This window comes from Streptomyces sp. HPF1205 (assembly GCF_020400825.1).
In the GTDB taxonomy this organism is placed as follows: domain Bacteria; phylum Actinomycetota; class Actinomycetes; order Streptomycetales; family Streptomycetaceae; genus Actinacidiphila.
Genome location: NZ_JAINVH010000029.1, coordinates 43,809 through 58,380, shown reverse-complemented (window position 1 = coordinate 58,380; position 14,572 = coordinate 43,809). Strand labels below are relative to the sequence as shown.

Genomic DNA, 14,572 nt, shown 5'->3' with positions numbered 1-14,572 from the left:
TCACTTTTTGTGAGCCTGGAAGAACTCATGGTGACCGTCCCCATCACCCAGGAGAAGAGCCCATGATCCTGTCCATCTCCGGCGTCGTTCTTCTCGGCGTCATCGTGTTCCTGTTCTTCCGCAAGGACGGCCTGAAGATGTCCCACGGGTTGGTGTGCGCACTTTTCGGCTTCTACCTCGCGGGCTCCGCCATCGCCCCCAGCATCAGGGCGGGCGGCGCCAGCCTGGCCAGCCTGATCGGCGGGCTGCGGATCTAGTGCCGTGACCGGGGAGGTTCCGCCCGGGCCCGGCAGCGCGCCGCTCCGCTCCGGGCCCGCCCCGCCGCCCGCGCCCCCGCGCCACCGCCGCCGTACGGGAGCGCACTCCTCACCCGAACCACCCATGGAGCATCCGTGGCCAGGAGTCCCCTTCCCAGCATCCTCAAGCGCCGGCCGGCGCCGGCCCGCGGCCGGGAGCTGGCGCGCACCGTCGGCGTGGGCGCGTCCGACGTGCTGCACCCCGTCATCACCATCGCCCGCGGCATGGGCAGGCAGGCCGCCTGGACGGGCGCCTGGTGGAGCCGCACCCCCAAGGACCGGCGCGGCCCCGCGCTCCTGCTGGCGGCCGCGGCGCTGGTGGTCGTCCTCCTCATGCCGTACGGGCCGGCGCTCGCCGTCGTCGCGCTGGTCGCCTCCGCCGCCTGGCTCGGCCGGGAACGCCGGGTGCCCGCCACCGGCGGACCGACCGAGGCCGAGGGCGTCCGGCTGCAGTCGCTGTACGAGGCGCTGGTGCCCTACCTGTCCGACCCCGGCGACCCCGCGCCGCTGTACGCCCACGACGGCGGCTGGGAGCAGGCGTTCGGCGGCTACGCGTTCGAGGACGGCAGGCTGACCCGGCTGACCCTGCGCTACCCGGCGTACTTCACCGACGGCGAGGCCGGCTCGCGGGCCCGCGTCGAGGCGCTGCTGCACGCCAAGGCGGGCCGCGGCCGGGAGTACCGGTTCGACTGGAACGAGGAGGAGAACCACCTCACCCTCACCGCCCTGGCGCCGCTGGCGACGGACGTGGCCGCGCAGCGCTTCGTGACGGCGCCGGGCGAGACGGTGCTCGGGTTCACCGACGAGGACGCGGTGGGGCGGACCGTGCCGGTGGTGGCGGGAGGCGCGGCGGACCCGAACGGTACGGGCGGCCCCGCGGGCCCCGCCGCTCCCGCCGGTTCCGGCGGCCGGGTGACCCGGGACGCGCCGCCCGTGGTCTGGCGCACCGGCCCGCGCTCGACCGAGCCGCACCTGCTGGCGCTCGGCCAGCCCGGGACGGGCACCACCACCTTGCTGCGGTCCATCGCGCTGCAGGCGCTGGCGCACGGCGACATCGTGGTGATCGACGGCGGCGGCAGCGGCGAGTACGCGGCGCTGGCCGGCCGGCCCGGGGTGCTCGCCGTCGAGAACGGCCTGCTCGGCGCCTCGGCGACCCTGGAATGGGCGGCGCACGAGACGGAGCGGCGGCTGATCGCCGTCAACCGGGCGCGGCAGTCCGGGCGCCGGGTCGCCGACGACGTGCGCCGGCCGCTGTGGATCCTCGTCGACCGGCCGACCGCGCTCACCCAGCTCGCGGCGGCCGAGGGCCGGCCCGACCCGCAGACGCTGCTCGACGTCCCGCTGCGGCACGGGCGCACGGCGAGCGTGGCCGTCGCCGTCGCGGACCAGCTCGACGCCACCGAGGCGCTGGCGCCGGTCGTCATCGCGCAGACCCGGGCGCGGGTGGTGCTGGGCCGGCTCGCCCCCGAGCACGTCGAGGCCGTGCTGGGGGCGCCGCAGCGCACCACACCCGCCGCCGATGTGCCGCCCGGCCGCGGCTACGCCCGCCTGGGCACCGGCCCCGTCCTGCGTCTCCAGGTCCCGGCGACCCCCGACCCGTACGACGAGGAGGCACCGGGCGCCGCGAGGGAGGCGGTGCTGTCCCTGCTCCCGGGCGCGCCCCCGGTGAGCCTGGTCAAGCACCCTTCGCGGGCGCCCGCCCCCGAGCCGGAGCCGGGCCCGGAGCCCGTACCGCTCGGCAAGGACCCCACCGTCCTGCGCGCGGTTGCGGACCTGGAACTGGGCTGAGGGTCCGGCGGGCGCGGGAGCCCGGCCGCCGGACGGGGGCCGGACGCGGGCCGGACGGGGGCCGGACGGGCGCGCGGCACGGCTCGCGGGGGCGGCCCCGGACGGGCGGGGCCCTCGGGGAGACCCCGGGCGGGCGGCCCGCGGACGGGCCGGGCCTCAGGCGACGAAGAGCCCGGAGCCCTCGCCCTCCGCGCCGCCACCGGACCGCACCACGTCGGCGGCCTCGGCCAGACGCGCCCCCGCTTCCTTGGCGACGGATCCGCTGACCGTGAACGGCACCCGGATGAAGGACTCGAAGGCGCCGTCCACGCCGAACCGCGGCCCGGAGGGGACGCGCACCCCGAGCCGCTCGCCGGCCACGGCGAGCCGGGAGCCGGAGACCTCGCCGGTGCGCACCCACATCGTCATCCCGCCGCGCGGCACGGTGAACTCCCAGCCGGGGGTGTGCTCGCGCAGCGCGGCCGCCAGGTCGTCCCGGCACTCGCGGGCCCGCCGGCGGCGCGCCGCCAGCGCCTCCTCGAAGCCGTCGCCGCGCAGCAGCCAGGCCACCGCGAGCTGGTCGACCACGGGTGAGCCGAGGTCGAGGTAGGCGCGGGCCGACACCAGCCGCCGGACCACGTCCGGGGTGCTGCGCACCCAGCCGATCCGCAGGCCCCCCCAGACCGACTTGCTGGCCGAGCCGACCGTCATCACGGTGCCGCCGCGGTCGAACGCGGCCATCGGCCGCACACCTGGCTCCTCGCCGTCCAGCACGAGTTCCGACATGGTCTCGTCGGCGACCACCACCGTGCCCGCCACCCGCGCCGCCTCCACCAGTTCGCGCCGCTGCTCGTCGCCGACCAGCGTGCCGGTGGGGTTGTGGAAGTCGGGCATGACGTAGGCCATCCGCGGGGCCGCGTCCCGCAGGACCCGGCGCCAGGCGTCCATGTCCCATCCGTCCAAGTGGTCGCGCAGGGCGACGGGGACGAGCCGGGAGCCGGTCTCGCGGAACAGTTCCAGGACGTTGGCGTAGCTGGGCGCCTCGACCGCGACCCGTTCGCCGAAGCCGACCGCCCGCCGGGCCGCGGCGGCGATCGCGCCCATGGCGCCGGTGGTCACCATGATCTGCTCGGGCATGGTCGGCACCCCGCGGGCGGTGTAGCGGTCGGCGATCGCCTCGCGCAGCACCGGCAGGCCCGCCGGGAAGTCGCCGTGGGTGGCGGCGTACGCGGGCAACTCGGCCAGGGCGCCCTCCATCGCGCGGGTCAGCCACGGCTCGGGCGCGGGCAGCGAGGCGGTGCCGAGGTCGATCACCGTCCCGGCCGCCTCCGGCGGCAGCGGCTCCAGGCTGCGCGAGGGCGGGACCTGCCCCTCCGGGATCGCGGTCCATGTGCCCGAACCGCGCCGGGACCGCGCGAAGCCCTCCGCGCGCAGCGCCTCGTACGCGGCCGCGACCGTGGTCCGGCTCACCCGCAGGGCCAGCGCGAGCTCGCGTTCGGCGGGCAGCCGGGCGGCGACCTGCACCCGCCCTTCGAGCACCAGCAGCCGGATCCCGTCGGCGAGCCCGCGGTAGGCGGGCAGCTTGCGCCGGCCGCCGACGCCGGTGGGGCGGGGTTCGAGGAGCCGGGCCAGATGCGCCGCACTCACCGACGCGGTCCACTGGGACATCGAAATCGGTCCACCTTCCCTGGATTGGCCGTTGAAGCGATCCCGTCACAGGCCACACAGTGGCATGCGCGTCCAGCCGACAGCCAGGGGGTTCCCATGTTCAGCCGTCTCGTCCGTCTGTACACGGGCCTGGTGCTGTACGGGGCGAGCGACGCGATGCTGGTACGCGCCGCCCTCGGCCTGGACCCGTGGGACGTGTTCCACCAGGGCCTGGCCCGGCACACCGGGATCAGCATCGGCGCCGTCTCCATTGTCGTCGGCGCGGCCGTCCTGCTGCTGTGGTGGCCGCTCCGGCAGCGGCCGGGCCTGGGCACGCTGTCCAACGTGGTGCTGGTCGGGTCGGCGATGGACGCGACACTGGCCCTGCTCCCGTACCACGCGGCGCCGGCCTGGCGGATCCCCCTGCTGCTGTCCGGTGTCCTGCTCAACGGCCTGGCGACCGGCCTGTACATCACCGCCCGCCTCGGCCCCGGCCCGCGGGACGGCCTGATGACCGGGCTGCACCGCAGGACCGGCCGCTCGCTGCGGCTGATCCGCACCGGGATCGAGCTGTCCGTGCTGGCCGCGGGCTTCGCCCTGGGCGGCGGCGTGGGCGTCGGCACGGTGCTGTACGCGCTGGCGATCGGCCCGCTGGCGCAGTTCTTCCTGCGGGTCCTGGAGGTGCGGCCGCCGGCGCCCGCGCGGGCCCCCGAGCCCGTCGTGGCGAAAACGATTTAGCCACAGCGGGTGCGGGCGGGTAGTGTACGCGGTTGGCCCCGCGGCTGGACCGTCACCGCACGCAAAACATACGACAACAGCGGGTGACATATCCCCCAGATGTGACAAAGCGGGCACTGGTGGGTAGAAACAGGGGCGACACGACGGGCGACGCATATCCCTAAACGGGAATCTTCACCGCCGACCGGACGTTGACCGGATGACGACGACAGCGACACCTGTCCTGTGGGCGACCAAGCCCGGGAGGCACGATTCATGAGTGAGCGAGCTCTCCGCGGCACGCGACTCGGGGCCACCAGCTACGAGACGGACCGCGGCATCGATCTGGCCCCGCGCCAGACCGTTGAGTACGCATGCCGGAACGGACATCGATTCGAGATGCCGTTTTCGGTCGAGGCCGAGATTCCGCCGGAGTGGGAGTGCCGCGCCTGCGGCCAGACCGCGCTCCTGGTGGACGGAGAGGGTCCGGAGGAAAAGACCGCCAAGCCCGCACGTACGCACTGGGACATGCTCATGGAGCGGCGTACCCTCGAAGAGCTCGAAGAGGTGCTGGCCGAGCGGCTGGCAGTGCTGCGCTCCGGAGCCATGAACATCGCGGTGCATCCGCGCGACAACCGCAAGAGCGCTTGAACCGCCGGGCTCGCCGCGCCCACCGAGCGAGCCCCACGACCTTCCGCCCGGCGCGGAGCCACGTGCTCCCGCGCCGGGCGTCGTGCGTCCTGGCGGTCGCGGGCGGACAATGATCGCTGGGAGCCGGATCCGTCGGGGCGGGCCCGGTGCGGCCGGACTCGTACCGCGCCCGTACCGCCCGGGATCGGGCGGATCCGGCGGTACGGATCGGGCGGTACGGATCGGGCGACCCGGTTCAGTGGTGGTCGCGGTCGACGACCTCGCCCGGGATGACCTTGCCGTCCGGCCGGTGGATGCGGGCCTGCTCCTCGGCCTCGCGCGCCTGCTGGTAGAGGTCGCCGAGCGAGCCGGGTTCCGGCTCGGGCCGGTGCCGCAGCGCGCGGGCGGCGCCCCGGTCGGCGAGGGCGCCGACGACCTTGCGGGTCGGCGGGAAGATCAGCAGCAGGCCCACGGCGTCCGAGAGGAAGCCCGGGATGATCAGCAGGATGCCGCCGAGCATGTGCAGACCGGTGCGTCCGCCGCCGGCGGGCGCGGGTTCCGGCCCCTGCTCGGCGCCGGGCTGCTGCACGGAAGCCGCCAGATTGCGCCAGGCGCTGCGCCCGGCCCGCTTGACCGCCGCCGCGCCGAGGACGAACCCGGCCAGGATGCTCAGCAGCACGACGAAGCCGTTGGTGGCCCCGGCCACCACCGTCATCAGCCAGATCTCCAGCACCGCCCAGGCCGCGACCGCCAGTGGCACCACCGTACGCACCCGCGACCGCTTCCTCGGCCGGGCACTGTCGGGGCGCGGGCGGACGGGAGGCGGTGAACTCGTCGTCATACGCCCAAGTGTGCCAAAGAAGGGGTGGGGGATGCGTCGCCGGTCCAGGGCTTCCGCGCTGGTCGCGGCACACGGCGCCGGCTTCGCGGTGGACGCCGTGGGGGGCCGGGCGACACGATGTCCGGCGTGAACGGAACCGAGAGCGCCGCGGCCGGCGAGAACGGCCCGCCGGTCGAGGCGGGAGACCGCGGGACCGTGGAGCACAGGATCGTTGAGCACGGGATCGTGGGGCAAGGGATCGTGGGGCACGGGCCCGGCGACAACGGAACCGGCGAGAACGGGACCGTGGCGCACCCGCAGGCCCACGGCGAGGCCCTCGCCGAGCGGCTCGCCCGGCTGGAGGCCCTGCTGGCGCCCGCCCGGGGCGAACTGATCCACGCCGAGCAGCGGCTCGTGCCGGCCTGGCGGCGGGCCACCCGGGGCGAACCGCGCTGGGCCTCCACGAGCGCCGTGCTCGCCGCCGCCGGCATCCAGCTCGCGCTGCCCGCCCGGCTGCTGCCCCGCCCGCACTGGCTGCTGCCCGCCGTGGAGCTGGCGCTGCTGTCCGCCCTGGTGGTGGTCAGCCCGCACCGCATCGAGCGCCGCTCGCGCCCCTACCGCTGGACCGCCATCCTGCTGACCGCGCTGCTGACCACCACCAACGTCATCGCGCTTGGCCACCTCGTGGACGGCCTGGTGCACGGCACCGAGGGCAAGGAGGCCGGGCCGCTGCTGGCCCTGGGCGGCTCGATCTGGCTGGCGAACGTCATCGCCTTCGCCCTGTGGTACTGGGAGTACGACCGCGGCGGCCCGGTCTCGCGGGCCGCCGGCGAGCACGACGTGCCCGACTTCCTCTTCGTCCAGATGCAGTCCCCCGAGCTCGCGCCCCCGCACTGGGAACCCGCGTTCCTGGACTACTTCTACCTGTCGTTCACCAACGCCACGGCCTTCAGCCCGACCGACGTGATGCCGGTGACCCGCTGGGCGAAGATGCTGATGCTCGCGCAGTCCGCGGTGTCGCTGATCACGGTCGTCCTGGTGGTGGCCCGGGCGGTCAACATCCTCAAGTGAGGGGCCGGGCGGCGTCCCGCGGCCGGACGGGCCCGGCCGCGGGACGCCCTGCCTCTCGTCCCTGCCGCTCGTTCACCCCTCGGCCCCGCCGCCGGGCCTCACTGCTTGCGGCCGGTCACCTTGCCCGCCCGCGCGCCGACGCCCCAGGCGGTGACCCGCCACAGCGCCTCGGCGACGATGGCGCGGCTCATCTTGCTGTCGCCGCGCTGGCGCTCGACGAAGGTGATCGGCACCTCGACGACGTGGAAGCCCGCCTTCACCGCGCGCCAGGCGAGGTCGACCTGGAAGCAGTACCCGGCCGAGGCGACCTCGTCCATGCCGAGGCCCTCCAGCGTCTCCCGGCGGAACGCCCGGTAGCCGCCGGTGACGTCGCGGATCGGCACGTCGAGCATCAGCCGCGAGTACGTGCTGCCGCCGCGGGAGAGGAACTCGCGGGACTTGGGCCAGTTGACCACCCGGCCGCCGGCGATCCAGCGCGAACCGAGCACCAGGTCGGCGCCCTTGAGCGCGGTCAGCAGCCGCGGCAGCTCCTCGGGCTGGTGCGAGCCGTCCGCGTCCATCTCGACGAGCACGCCGTAGTCATGGGCGATGCCCCACCGGAAGCCGGCGAGGTAGGCGGCGCCCAGCCCCTCCTTGCCCTTGCGGTGCAGGACGTGCACCTGGTCGTCGGTGAGGGCGAGTTCGTCGGCGAGCTTGCCGGTGCCGTCGGGGCTGTTGTCATCGGCGATCAGGACGTGGGCCTCGGGCACGGAGTTTCTGACCCGCTGGACGATCGGCTGGATGTTCTCGGCCTCGTTGTAGGTCGGGATGATGACCAGGACCCTGCCGAGCGGGCCGAAGGTCCGCTGCTCGCCGTCGTTCACTGCTGCTGTCGCCCTTTCGCGATGCCTACGATGCCGCGCCTGCCGAGCGCGATGGCGGCCGCACAGGACAGGAGCCCCACGATAGCGAGAGTCCACTCGGGAAACGCACCGACGCGATCGGCCACCGTGATCTGGTCGCGCAGCGGGATGTCGGCGCTGAGCACCGTCCGGGTGAACTCCTTGCTGCGCTGTTCGATCTTGCCATCGGGAGCCACGATCGCGCTTATCCCGCTGGTCGCGGCGGTGACGACGGCCCGGCCGTGTTCGATCGCGCGCAGCTTGGACATCGCGAGCTGCTGGTCGGGCTGGCCGGTGCGGCCGTAGGTGGCGTTGTTCGTCTGGACGACGATGGCGCGCGCCCCCGCGTTGACGGTGTCGCGCACGATACCGTCGTAGGCGACCTCGAAGCAGATCACGTCGCCGAGGCGGGCCGGGCCGATCCGCATGACGCCGTTGGCCTTGCCGGGGTAGAAGTCGCGCGGGATCTGGTTGAGCTGGCTGATGACCTTGGTGAGCTCCTTGCGGAACGGCACGTACTCGCCGAACGGCACCGGGTGCTGCTTGGTGTAGTGGGCGCCGGGGCCGGTGGCCGGGTCCCACACGATGCCCTCGTTCTGCACGTGGTCCTTGTCCGGGCCGTCCACCAGCGCGCCGACCAGGACGGGCACGCCCACCGCCTTGACCGCCCGGCTGATCCTGTCGTATGCCGCCGGGTAGGTGAACGGGTCGAGGTCGGAGGAGTTCTCCGGCCACAGCACCAGGTCGGGCTTGGGCACGCGGCCGGCCTTGATGTCGGCGGCGAGCCGGAGGGTGGCGTTGACGTGGTTGTCGAGGATCATCATCGGCCGGCCCAGGAAGTGCAGGCCGGGCCGCTGGACGTTGCCCTGCACGACGGCGATCCGCACGTGGTCCTTCGCGCCGGTCGGCACCGGCACCAGCAGGCCGGACAGCAGGACGCCCGCTGACAGTACGAGGGCGGCGGCGCCGGTGAGCGCGGCGCGCGGCCGTACCCCCGGGCCGGTGCCGCGCACGGCGCGCACGGCGGCGGGCGCGGCGGCGGCCAGCAGGGTGCCGCTGAGGGCCACCGCGAAGGTCACCAGGGGCGCGCCGCCGAGAGCGGCGAGGGGGGTGAACGGGGAGCCGGTGTTGGCGAACGCCAGCCGCCCCCACGGGAAGCCGCCGAACGGCAGCCGGTCGCGGGCGAGTTCCTCGGTCACCCACAGGCACGCGGCCCACACGGGCGCGCCGGGCAGCCGCTGGGCGAGGACCAGCAGGGCGCCCAGGCCCGCCAGGAAGGCCGCCTCGATGAGCGACAGGCCCACCACCGCGTCCCAGCCCACCGTGCGCAGCCAGGCCAGCAGCCAGACGAAGAAGGGCACCCCGAAGGCGAACCCGAGCCAGGCGCCCTGCTTGACGGTACGGCCGCGCGTCACCAGCGACAAGGCGGCCACCGCCGCGATCGACAGCGGCCACACGCCGTACGGCGGGAAGGCCAGGGCCAGCGCCATTCCGCCGGCCGCCGCCACGGCGCTGCTCGGCGCGGCCTTGCGGGCGGTCGCGGCGAAGTGCTTGCGGCGCGGGAGCGGCGCGGCCGGCGGCAAGGCCGCGGCGGACTCCGGCGGGGCGGCGCCCTCGGCGGCCGGGCCGGGCGTGGCGGCGCCGACCACGGAGGCGGTGTCGGGGTGCGGGCGCACGGTCGCGGCCTTCCTGCAGGTGGAGAGGTGGTTGAAGGCGACCGTACCTTGCGGGGGGCGCACGGTGGGTCGCGGGAGGGCAAAGGCCCGTCCGCACCAGGGTGGCATCGCACGCGCCCACGCCACAACGCGCCCCGGCGCCCCGTGCTCCGCGTCCCGGGCGGGCGGGGCGGCCGCACGGAACGGGCCCGGAAGCCCTTCGGGCCGACCTGGGACCCGATGGCTTCGGGTCGGCACCAAGGCCGTTGTCTACTGGGCGTCCGGGCCCTTCCCGGGTCACACCTGCCGATCGGGCGGCCCTCGCCCTCCGTGCCCTCACGGGCGGAGAGGCCCACTGGCGAGCCGCGTTGCGCGCCGCGCAGCTGGACCTGGCTGCCAGTGGCGGCGTGCTCGTACGGCGCGACGCCCCATGGCCCAGCGCGGACGGCGCGGGCGCGGAGAGCCCCCGGTCCGGCGTCCTGTGGTGGACGTCGCCGAACCTACTCGCCCTCGACCAGCAACTGTCAACACCCCTTTGACCTGCGGGGTTTCGCCAAATCAGCAGGTCAGTGGCGGGCGCCCGCGGCCGTGCCGACAGGCCCAGGGCACACCGTTCGGCGGCATGCGCCCGGTGCCGCTCACCCGTTCGGCCGTGCGAAGATCGTGCGGCCGCCGACCACCGTGAGCAGCGTCGTCGGCAGCTCACGGCCGGGGGTGAGGTCGGGCAGGCCGGGGGTGCCGGAGCGGGGGTCGGTCGACCAGTTGGCGACCCGGTCGTCGGGCGCCTGTACGACCAGGTCGCCGACGCGCCACACGGCGTAGTCGGCGGGGGCGCCGGGCACCAGCACGCCCGCGTCGTCCCGGCCCGCGGCTCGCCGGCCGCCCCGGGTGTGCGCGGTGAAGGCGGCCCGCGCCGAGACGCGGTGCTCGGGGGTGCGGTGGAAGGCCGCCGCCCGGACCGCGCCCCACGGGTCGAGGGGGGTGACCGGGCTGTCCGAGCCGAGGGCCAGCGGCACCCCGGCGCGGGACATGGCGGCGAACGGGTTGAGGGTCCTGGCCCTGGCGCCGCCGAGCCTGCGCGCGTACATCCCGTCCTCGCCGCCCCAGGTGGCGTCGAAGGCGGGCTGCACCGAGGCGACCAGGCCGAACTCGGCGAAGGCCGCGATGGTCTCCCGCGTCATCATCTCGGCGTGCTCCACGCGGTGCCGCAGGGCGCGCACACGGTCGGCGCCGGCCTCCTCGGCGGCGGCCCGCACCCCCGCCACGACCGCGCCGATGGCCGCGTCCCCGATGGCGTGGAACCCGGCCTGGACGCCTTCCCGTGTGCAAAGGGTCAGGTGGCGGGCGACGGTGTCGGCGTCGAGGTGGGTCACGCCGGTGTGCGGGGCGTCGGCGTAGGGGGCGTGCAGCCACGCGGTGTGCGAGCCGATCGAGCCGTCGACGAAGAGGTCGCCGCCCGCGCCCGCCGCGCCGAGGTCGCGCAGCCGGTCCAGGTCCTCGGCGCTCTGGACGGCCTGCGCCCAGTAGCCCAGTACGCGCGGCCCCGGTTCCTCGGCGGCCAGCGCGAGCAGGGCCGTCAGGTCGTCCTCGGAGGAGATGTCGGGGCCGGCGCACTCGTGGACGGCGCCGATGCCCTGGGCGGCGGCGTGCGCGAGGGCGGCCCGCTGGGCGGCGGCGCGCTGTGCGGGGGTGACGGCGGCGTACGCGGCGGCACGGACCGCGTGGTGGGCGTCGCGGGTCAGCGGGCCGGCGGCCGCGTACCCGGGCAGCGCGGTGACGCCGGGCACGAGGTCGAGCAGGGCGGTGGTGACCACGGCGGAGTGCACGTCGGTACGGGTCAGGTACAGCGGCCGGCCGCCGGTGGCCCCGTCGAGTTCGGCCCGGCTCGGCGGGCGCCGCTCGGGCCAGCGGGTCTCGTCCCAGCCGTGGCCGAGCAGCACCCGGTCGCCGGGGCGTGCGGCGGCGTGCGCGGCGACGCGGGCCAGGGCCTCGCCGAGCGAGGCCGCGCCGCCGAGGTCCAGGCCGGTCAGGGCCAGCCCGGTGGCGGTGGTGTGCACGTGGGCGTCGGTGAAGGCGGGGGTGACCAGGGCGCCGTCGAGGTGGACGACGCTGTCGACGCCGTCGGCGAAGGAGTCCGCGGCGCCCTCGGAGCCGACCCAGGCCACGACCCCGCCGTCCACCACCATGGCGGTCGCGAAGGGATCGGCGGGGCTGTACACGAAGCCGCCGCGCAGCAGTACGGTGCCGCCGCCTTCGCCGGCGGCGGGGCCGGCGGTGTCGAGGGGCCGCGCCCCGAAGTCGCTGTGCATGGCCACCAGTGTCTCCCGCGGCCGGCCGTCACACGCGCGGGGGCCTGGCGGCCGGCCTGCGGACCGTCATCGGCCAGGCCGCGCCGGCCGTCACACGCGCGGGGGCCTGGCCTCGTACGGCGTGGAGAGCACGACGGTGGTGCGGGTGGACACCCCGGCCAGCGTGCGGATGCGGCCGAGCAGGTGCTCCAGTTCGATGGGGGTGGCGACCCGTACTTTCAGGATGTAGTTCTCGTCGCCCGCCACGCTGTGGCACGCCTCGATCTCGGGGACGTCGGCGAGCCGGTCGGCGATGTCGTCGGGGGCGCTGGGGTCGAACGGCTTGACGGAGATGAACGCGGTCAGCGACAGGCCGACGGCCTCGGGGTCGATGACGGCCGCGTACCCGCGGATCACGCCGCGCTGCTCCAGCCTGCGCACCCGCTGGTGCACCGCCGACGTGGACAGGCCCGTGGCCTTGCCCAGGTCGGTGTAGCTCATGCGCCCGTCGGCCACGAGCAGTTCCACGATCTGCCGGTCCAGCTCCTCCACAGCCGACGACCTTACCGCCAGGCCGGCCGTTTCTGTCATGTATGGATCGCGCCGGGTTCGCGCGGGCGCCCGGTCAGAGGTCCAGCAGCCGCCGCAGGAAGGCGTTGCGGAAGGTGCCCTCGGGGTCGGTGGCGGCGACCAGGCGCAGGAAGTCGGGCATGCGGGGATAGGCGTCCCGTATCCGCTCGGGCGCGATGGTGAACACCTTGCCCCAGTGCGGGCGCGGGTCGAAGGGGCGCAGCGCCTCCTCGACACGGGCCAGCACGGGCCGCACGGCCTCGGGGTCCTTGACCCAGGTGAAGTGCAGGGCGACGGTGTCGCGCCCGTACGCGGGGCTGAGCCACAGCCGGTCGGCGGCGACGGTGCGGACCTCGCAGATCTGCAGCACGGGGGCGATGGCCCCGCGTATGTCCGCCAGCGCCTCCAGGGCCGGTACGGCGTGCTCGCGCGCCAGCAGGTACTCCGATTGCAGCTCCTCGCCGCTGCTGGGCATGAAGCCGGGCCGGAAGTGCGGCAGCCGCTCGTGCCACGGACCGGGCTCGCCGAGCTGGGCGGTGCAGTTCACGGGGTCCATGCCGGGTACGGGGTGCACGGGCCGCGTGGCGGGTTCGGCCCACGGCAGGTCGGGGACGGGGCGGCCGGCGAGCTGCTTCAGCCAGACCTGGGTGAAGCGCGGCTCCCGCCAGTCGGTGAACAGGCTGACGCTGTAGGCGGCCGAGGTGATCGCCTCGAAGTGGGCGGTGGCGTGGGGAAGCGCGAGTCCGGTCAGGACGCGCTGGGCGACGTCGAAGGCGGGGACGGTGTCCAGGGTGAGGTGGGTGACCACGCCGAGGGCGCCGAGCGCCACGACGGCGCCCTCGAAGTCGTCGTCGCCGCGGCTGAGGGTGCGGGTGCCGCCGTCCGCGGTGACCAGTTCGAGGGAGCGCACGGCGGTGCCGAGGGAGCCGTTGGCGCTGCCGGAGCCGTGGGTGCCGGTGGCGACCGAGCCGGCCACCGAGATGTGTGGCAGCGAGGCCATGTTGGGCAGCGCGCGGCCCTTTTCGTGCAGGATTTCGGCCAGTTCGGCGTAGCGGATGCCGGCCGAGACCCGCACCGCGCCCGTGGCGCCGTCGAGATCGGCCTCCCGGGGCAGCGCGGTGAGTTCGACGAGGTCGCCGTCGGTGTCGGCGACGTCGCTGAAGGAGTGCCCGCTGCCCAGGGCCTTGACCCGGCGGCTGCCGGCCACGAGGGAGCGCAGTTCGCCGAGGGTCGCCGGGCGGTGCGTCCGCTCGGCCGAGAAGGCGAGGTTTCCCGCCCAGTTGGTTCGCATCGTGAGCGCCGTCCCGCCAGTCGTCCGCACGTCGGCGGGCCCGTGCGGCCTCGCCCGCCGGGCACTGTACAAGCCGTCGCCGCAACCCCCTCCGCGGGGGGGCGCAGGGGGTGCGCGGGCGCACATCGGGGGCGCACGTTCCGGCCATGACGAAGAATGTGACGAAGGCCACACCGTGCGTGCCCCCAGTGCTCCCGGTGGCGCGATTACCCGCGTAGCGCGGCGGGAAGTGCTCGCTATGGCCGCGAGCGTGACGCCGGGCCGGCCCGATGGAGGGCACTCCACCCAAGGGGGATTCGCATGCGTAACTCTGCGCGCAACAGCCGGAGCGAGCGTAACAAGCCCGCGTTCGAGGAGGGTGACGAACGCGACCTCGCGCTCGCCGCCCCGCTGGACGAAGCCGATGACGCCGACGACGCGGACGAGCCGCTCGACGAGGACCTCGCCGACGCCGTGCGGCTGAGCTGCCCGGAATGCCGGCAGCCCATCACGGTCCTGGCCGGCGAGGACCGCTTCCCCGAGCACGCCCTGTGCCCGACTCCCTGGAACCCCTTCGGCCTGACCGTCTGCGGTGGCTCGGGCCTGCCGGTGACGGACGCGCTGCCCGTGGCGGACGGTTCGCGGCCCGGCCCCGAGCAGGACCTGGCCGCGCTGCTGACGCTGCCCGCCGGTCTCGACTGGCGCACCCAGCCCTTCTCCCACGTCGGCGGCGCGGGCTCGCGCCCGATGCGGGTGCGGGCCGCGCGGCTGGCCGCCTGAGCCGCCCGGGACGCCCCGGACGCCGGAGCCGCCGGAAACGCGGGAACACCGGAGCCGCGAGAAACACCGCAACACCGGAAACACCGGAGCCGCCGCATGGGGGAACGCCTCCCGGACGGCGGACCGGCGAAGGAGAACGCCGCGCCCGCGGGGGGCGCGGCACCACCGCCGGGCGCGGCC

13 protein-coding genes are annotated in these 14,572 nt (G+C 75.2%); 6 read left to right on the top strand and 7 right to left on the bottom strand.

Annotated features, from left to right (window positions below; all coding sequences use genetic code 11):
* Nucleotides 1-62: 62 nt before the first annotated feature.
* Together K7G61_RS27105 and K7G61_RS27100 are read left to right on the top strand one after the other, a co-directional pair.
* Nucleotides 63-257: a hypothetical protein gene (locus K7G61_RS27105; protein ID WP_225849619.1), complete on the top strand. Its 195-nt coding sequence runs from the start codon at nucleotides 63-65 to the stop codon at nucleotides 255-257.
* Between the two features lie 135 nt (nucleotides 258-392).
* Nucleotides 393-2,084: an ATP-binding protein gene (locus K7G61_RS27100; protein WP_225849618.1), complete on the top strand. Its 1,692-nt coding sequence runs from the start codon at nucleotides 393-395 to the stop codon at nucleotides 2,082-2,084.
* A 156-nt stretch (nucleotides 2,085-2,240) separates the two neighbouring features.
* Here K7G61_RS27100 and K7G61_RS27095 read toward each other — a convergent pair whose 3' ends face one another.
* Nucleotides 2,241-3,731 (bottom strand): PLP-dependent aminotransferase family protein, encoded by a 1,491-nt coding sequence (locus tag K7G61_RS27095; protein WP_225849617.1) that lies wholly within the window; start codon nucleotides 3,729-3,731, stop codon nucleotides 2,241-2,243.
* 96 nt (nucleotides 3,732-3,827) lie between these two features.
* On the opposite strand from K7G61_RS27095, the gene K7G61_RS27090 reads away from it, so the two are divergent.
* Nucleotides 3,828-4,448: a YitT family protein gene (locus K7G61_RS27090; protein WP_225849616.1), complete on the top strand. Its 621-nt coding sequence runs from the start codon at nucleotides 3,828-3,830 to the stop codon at nucleotides 4,446-4,448.
* A 255-nt stretch (nucleotides 4,449-4,703) separates the two neighbouring features.
* The gene (locus K7G61_RS27085) at nucleotides 4,704-5,078 is read left to right on the top strand and encodes an RNA polymerase-binding protein RbpA (protein ID WP_225849615.1); all 375 of its coding nucleotides are present in this window, start codon (nucleotides 4,704-4,706) and stop codon (nucleotides 5,076-5,078) included.
* A gap of 235 nt (nucleotides 5,079-5,313) precedes the next feature.
* Here the strand turns inward: K7G61_RS27085 and fxsA are convergent, their stop codons facing one another.
* Nucleotides 5,314-5,898 carry an FxsA family membrane protein gene (gene fxsA, locus K7G61_RS27080; protein ID WP_225849614.1) on the bottom strand — a complete coding sequence of 195 codons (585 nt, stop codon included), beginning with the start codon at nucleotides 5,896-5,898 and terminating at the stop codon, nucleotides 5,314-5,316.
* A 126-nt stretch (nucleotides 5,899-6,024) separates the two neighbouring features.
* Between fxsA and K7G61_RS27075 the strand changes: the two genes are divergently transcribed.
* On the top strand, nucleotides 6,025-6,948 hold the full coding sequence (locus tag K7G61_RS27075) for a hypothetical protein (RefSeq protein WP_225849613.1): 924 nt from the start codon (nucleotides 6,025-6,027) through the stop codon (nucleotides 6,946-6,948).
* A gap of 98 nt (nucleotides 6,949-7,046) precedes the next feature.
* On the opposite strand, the gene K7G61_RS27070 is transcribed toward K7G61_RS27075, so the two are convergent.
* The 5 genes from K7G61_RS27070 to K7G61_RS27050 form a co-directional block, all read right to left on the bottom strand.
* Nucleotides 7,047-7,811, bottom strand: coding sequence for a polyprenol monophosphomannose synthase (locus K7G61_RS27070; protein WP_225849612.1), 765 nt, complete (start codon nucleotides 7,809-7,811; stop codon nucleotides 7,047-7,049).
* Nucleotides 7,808-9,505, bottom strand: a complete 1,698-nt coding sequence (lnt, locus tag K7G61_RS27065; protein ID WP_374204246.1) for an apolipoprotein N-acyltransferase — start codon at nucleotides 9,503-9,505, stop codon at nucleotides 7,808-7,810. The genes K7G61_RS27070 and lnt overlap by 4 nt, the downstream gene beginning before the upstream one ends.
* Before the next feature lie 617 nt (nucleotides 9,506-10,122).
* Nucleotides 10,123-11,670, bottom strand: coding sequence for an amidohydrolase (locus K7G61_RS27060; protein WP_225849648.1), 1,548 nt, complete (start codon nucleotides 11,668-11,670; stop codon nucleotides 10,123-10,125).
* Between the two features lie 213 nt (nucleotides 11,671-11,883).
* On the bottom strand, nucleotides 11,884-12,324 hold the full coding sequence (locus K7G61_RS27055; RefSeq protein WP_225849647.1) for an Lrp/AsnC family transcriptional regulator: 441 nt from the start codon (nucleotides 12,322-12,324) through the stop codon (nucleotides 11,884-11,886).
* Between the two features lie 73 nt (nucleotides 12,325-12,397).
* Complete coding sequence (locus tag K7G61_RS27050) at nucleotides 12,398-13,633, bottom strand: D-arabinono-1,4-lactone oxidase (protein ID WP_225849611.1); 1,236 nt, start codon at nucleotides 13,631-13,633, stop codon at nucleotides 12,398-12,400.
* 300 nt (nucleotides 13,634-13,933) lie between these two features.
* Here K7G61_RS27050 and K7G61_RS27045 point away from each other — a divergent pair, with 300 nt between their 5' ends.
* Nucleotides 13,934-14,392, top strand: a complete 459-nt coding sequence (locus K7G61_RS27045) for a hypothetical protein (RefSeq protein WP_225849610.1) — start codon at nucleotides 13,934-13,936, stop codon at nucleotides 14,390-14,392.
* Nucleotides 14,393-14,572 lie beyond the last annotated feature (180 nt).

What these genes read in the sequence shown, in the direction of transcription:
- K7G61_RS27045 (WP_225849610.1), top strand. Translation starts at nt 13,934, where the DNA reads ATGCGTAACTCTGCGCGCAACAGCCGGAGCGAGCGTAACAAGCCCGCG.
- K7G61_RS27085 (WP_225849615.1), top strand. Translation starts at nt 4,704, where the DNA reads ATGAGTGAGCGAGCTCTCCGCGGCACGCGACTCGGGGCCACCAGCTAC.
- K7G61_RS27050 (WP_225849611.1), bottom strand. Translation starts at nt 13,633, where the DNA reads ATGCGAACCAACTGGGCGGGAAACCTCGCCTTCTCGGCCGAGCGGACG.
- K7G61_RS27095 (WP_225849617.1), bottom strand. Translation starts at nt 3,731, where the DNA reads ATGTCCCAGTGGACCGCGTCGGTGAGTGCGGCGCATCTGGCCCGGCTC.
- K7G61_RS27060 (WP_225849648.1), bottom strand. Translation starts at nt 11,670, where the DNA reads ATGGTGGTGGACGGCGGGGTCGTGGCCTGGGTCGGCTCCGAGGGCGCC.
- K7G61_RS27105 (WP_225849619.1), top strand. Translation starts at nt 63, where the DNA reads ATGATCCTGTCCATCTCCGGCGTCGTTCTTCTCGGCGTCATCGTGTTC.
- K7G61_RS27090 (WP_225849616.1), top strand. Translation starts at nt 3,828, where the DNA reads ATGTTCAGCCGTCTCGTCCGTCTGTACACGGGCCTGGTGCTGTACGGG.
- fxsA (WP_225849614.1), bottom strand. Translation starts at nt 5,898, where the DNA reads ATGACGACGAGTTCACCGCCTCCCGTCCGCCCGCGCCCCGACAGTGCC.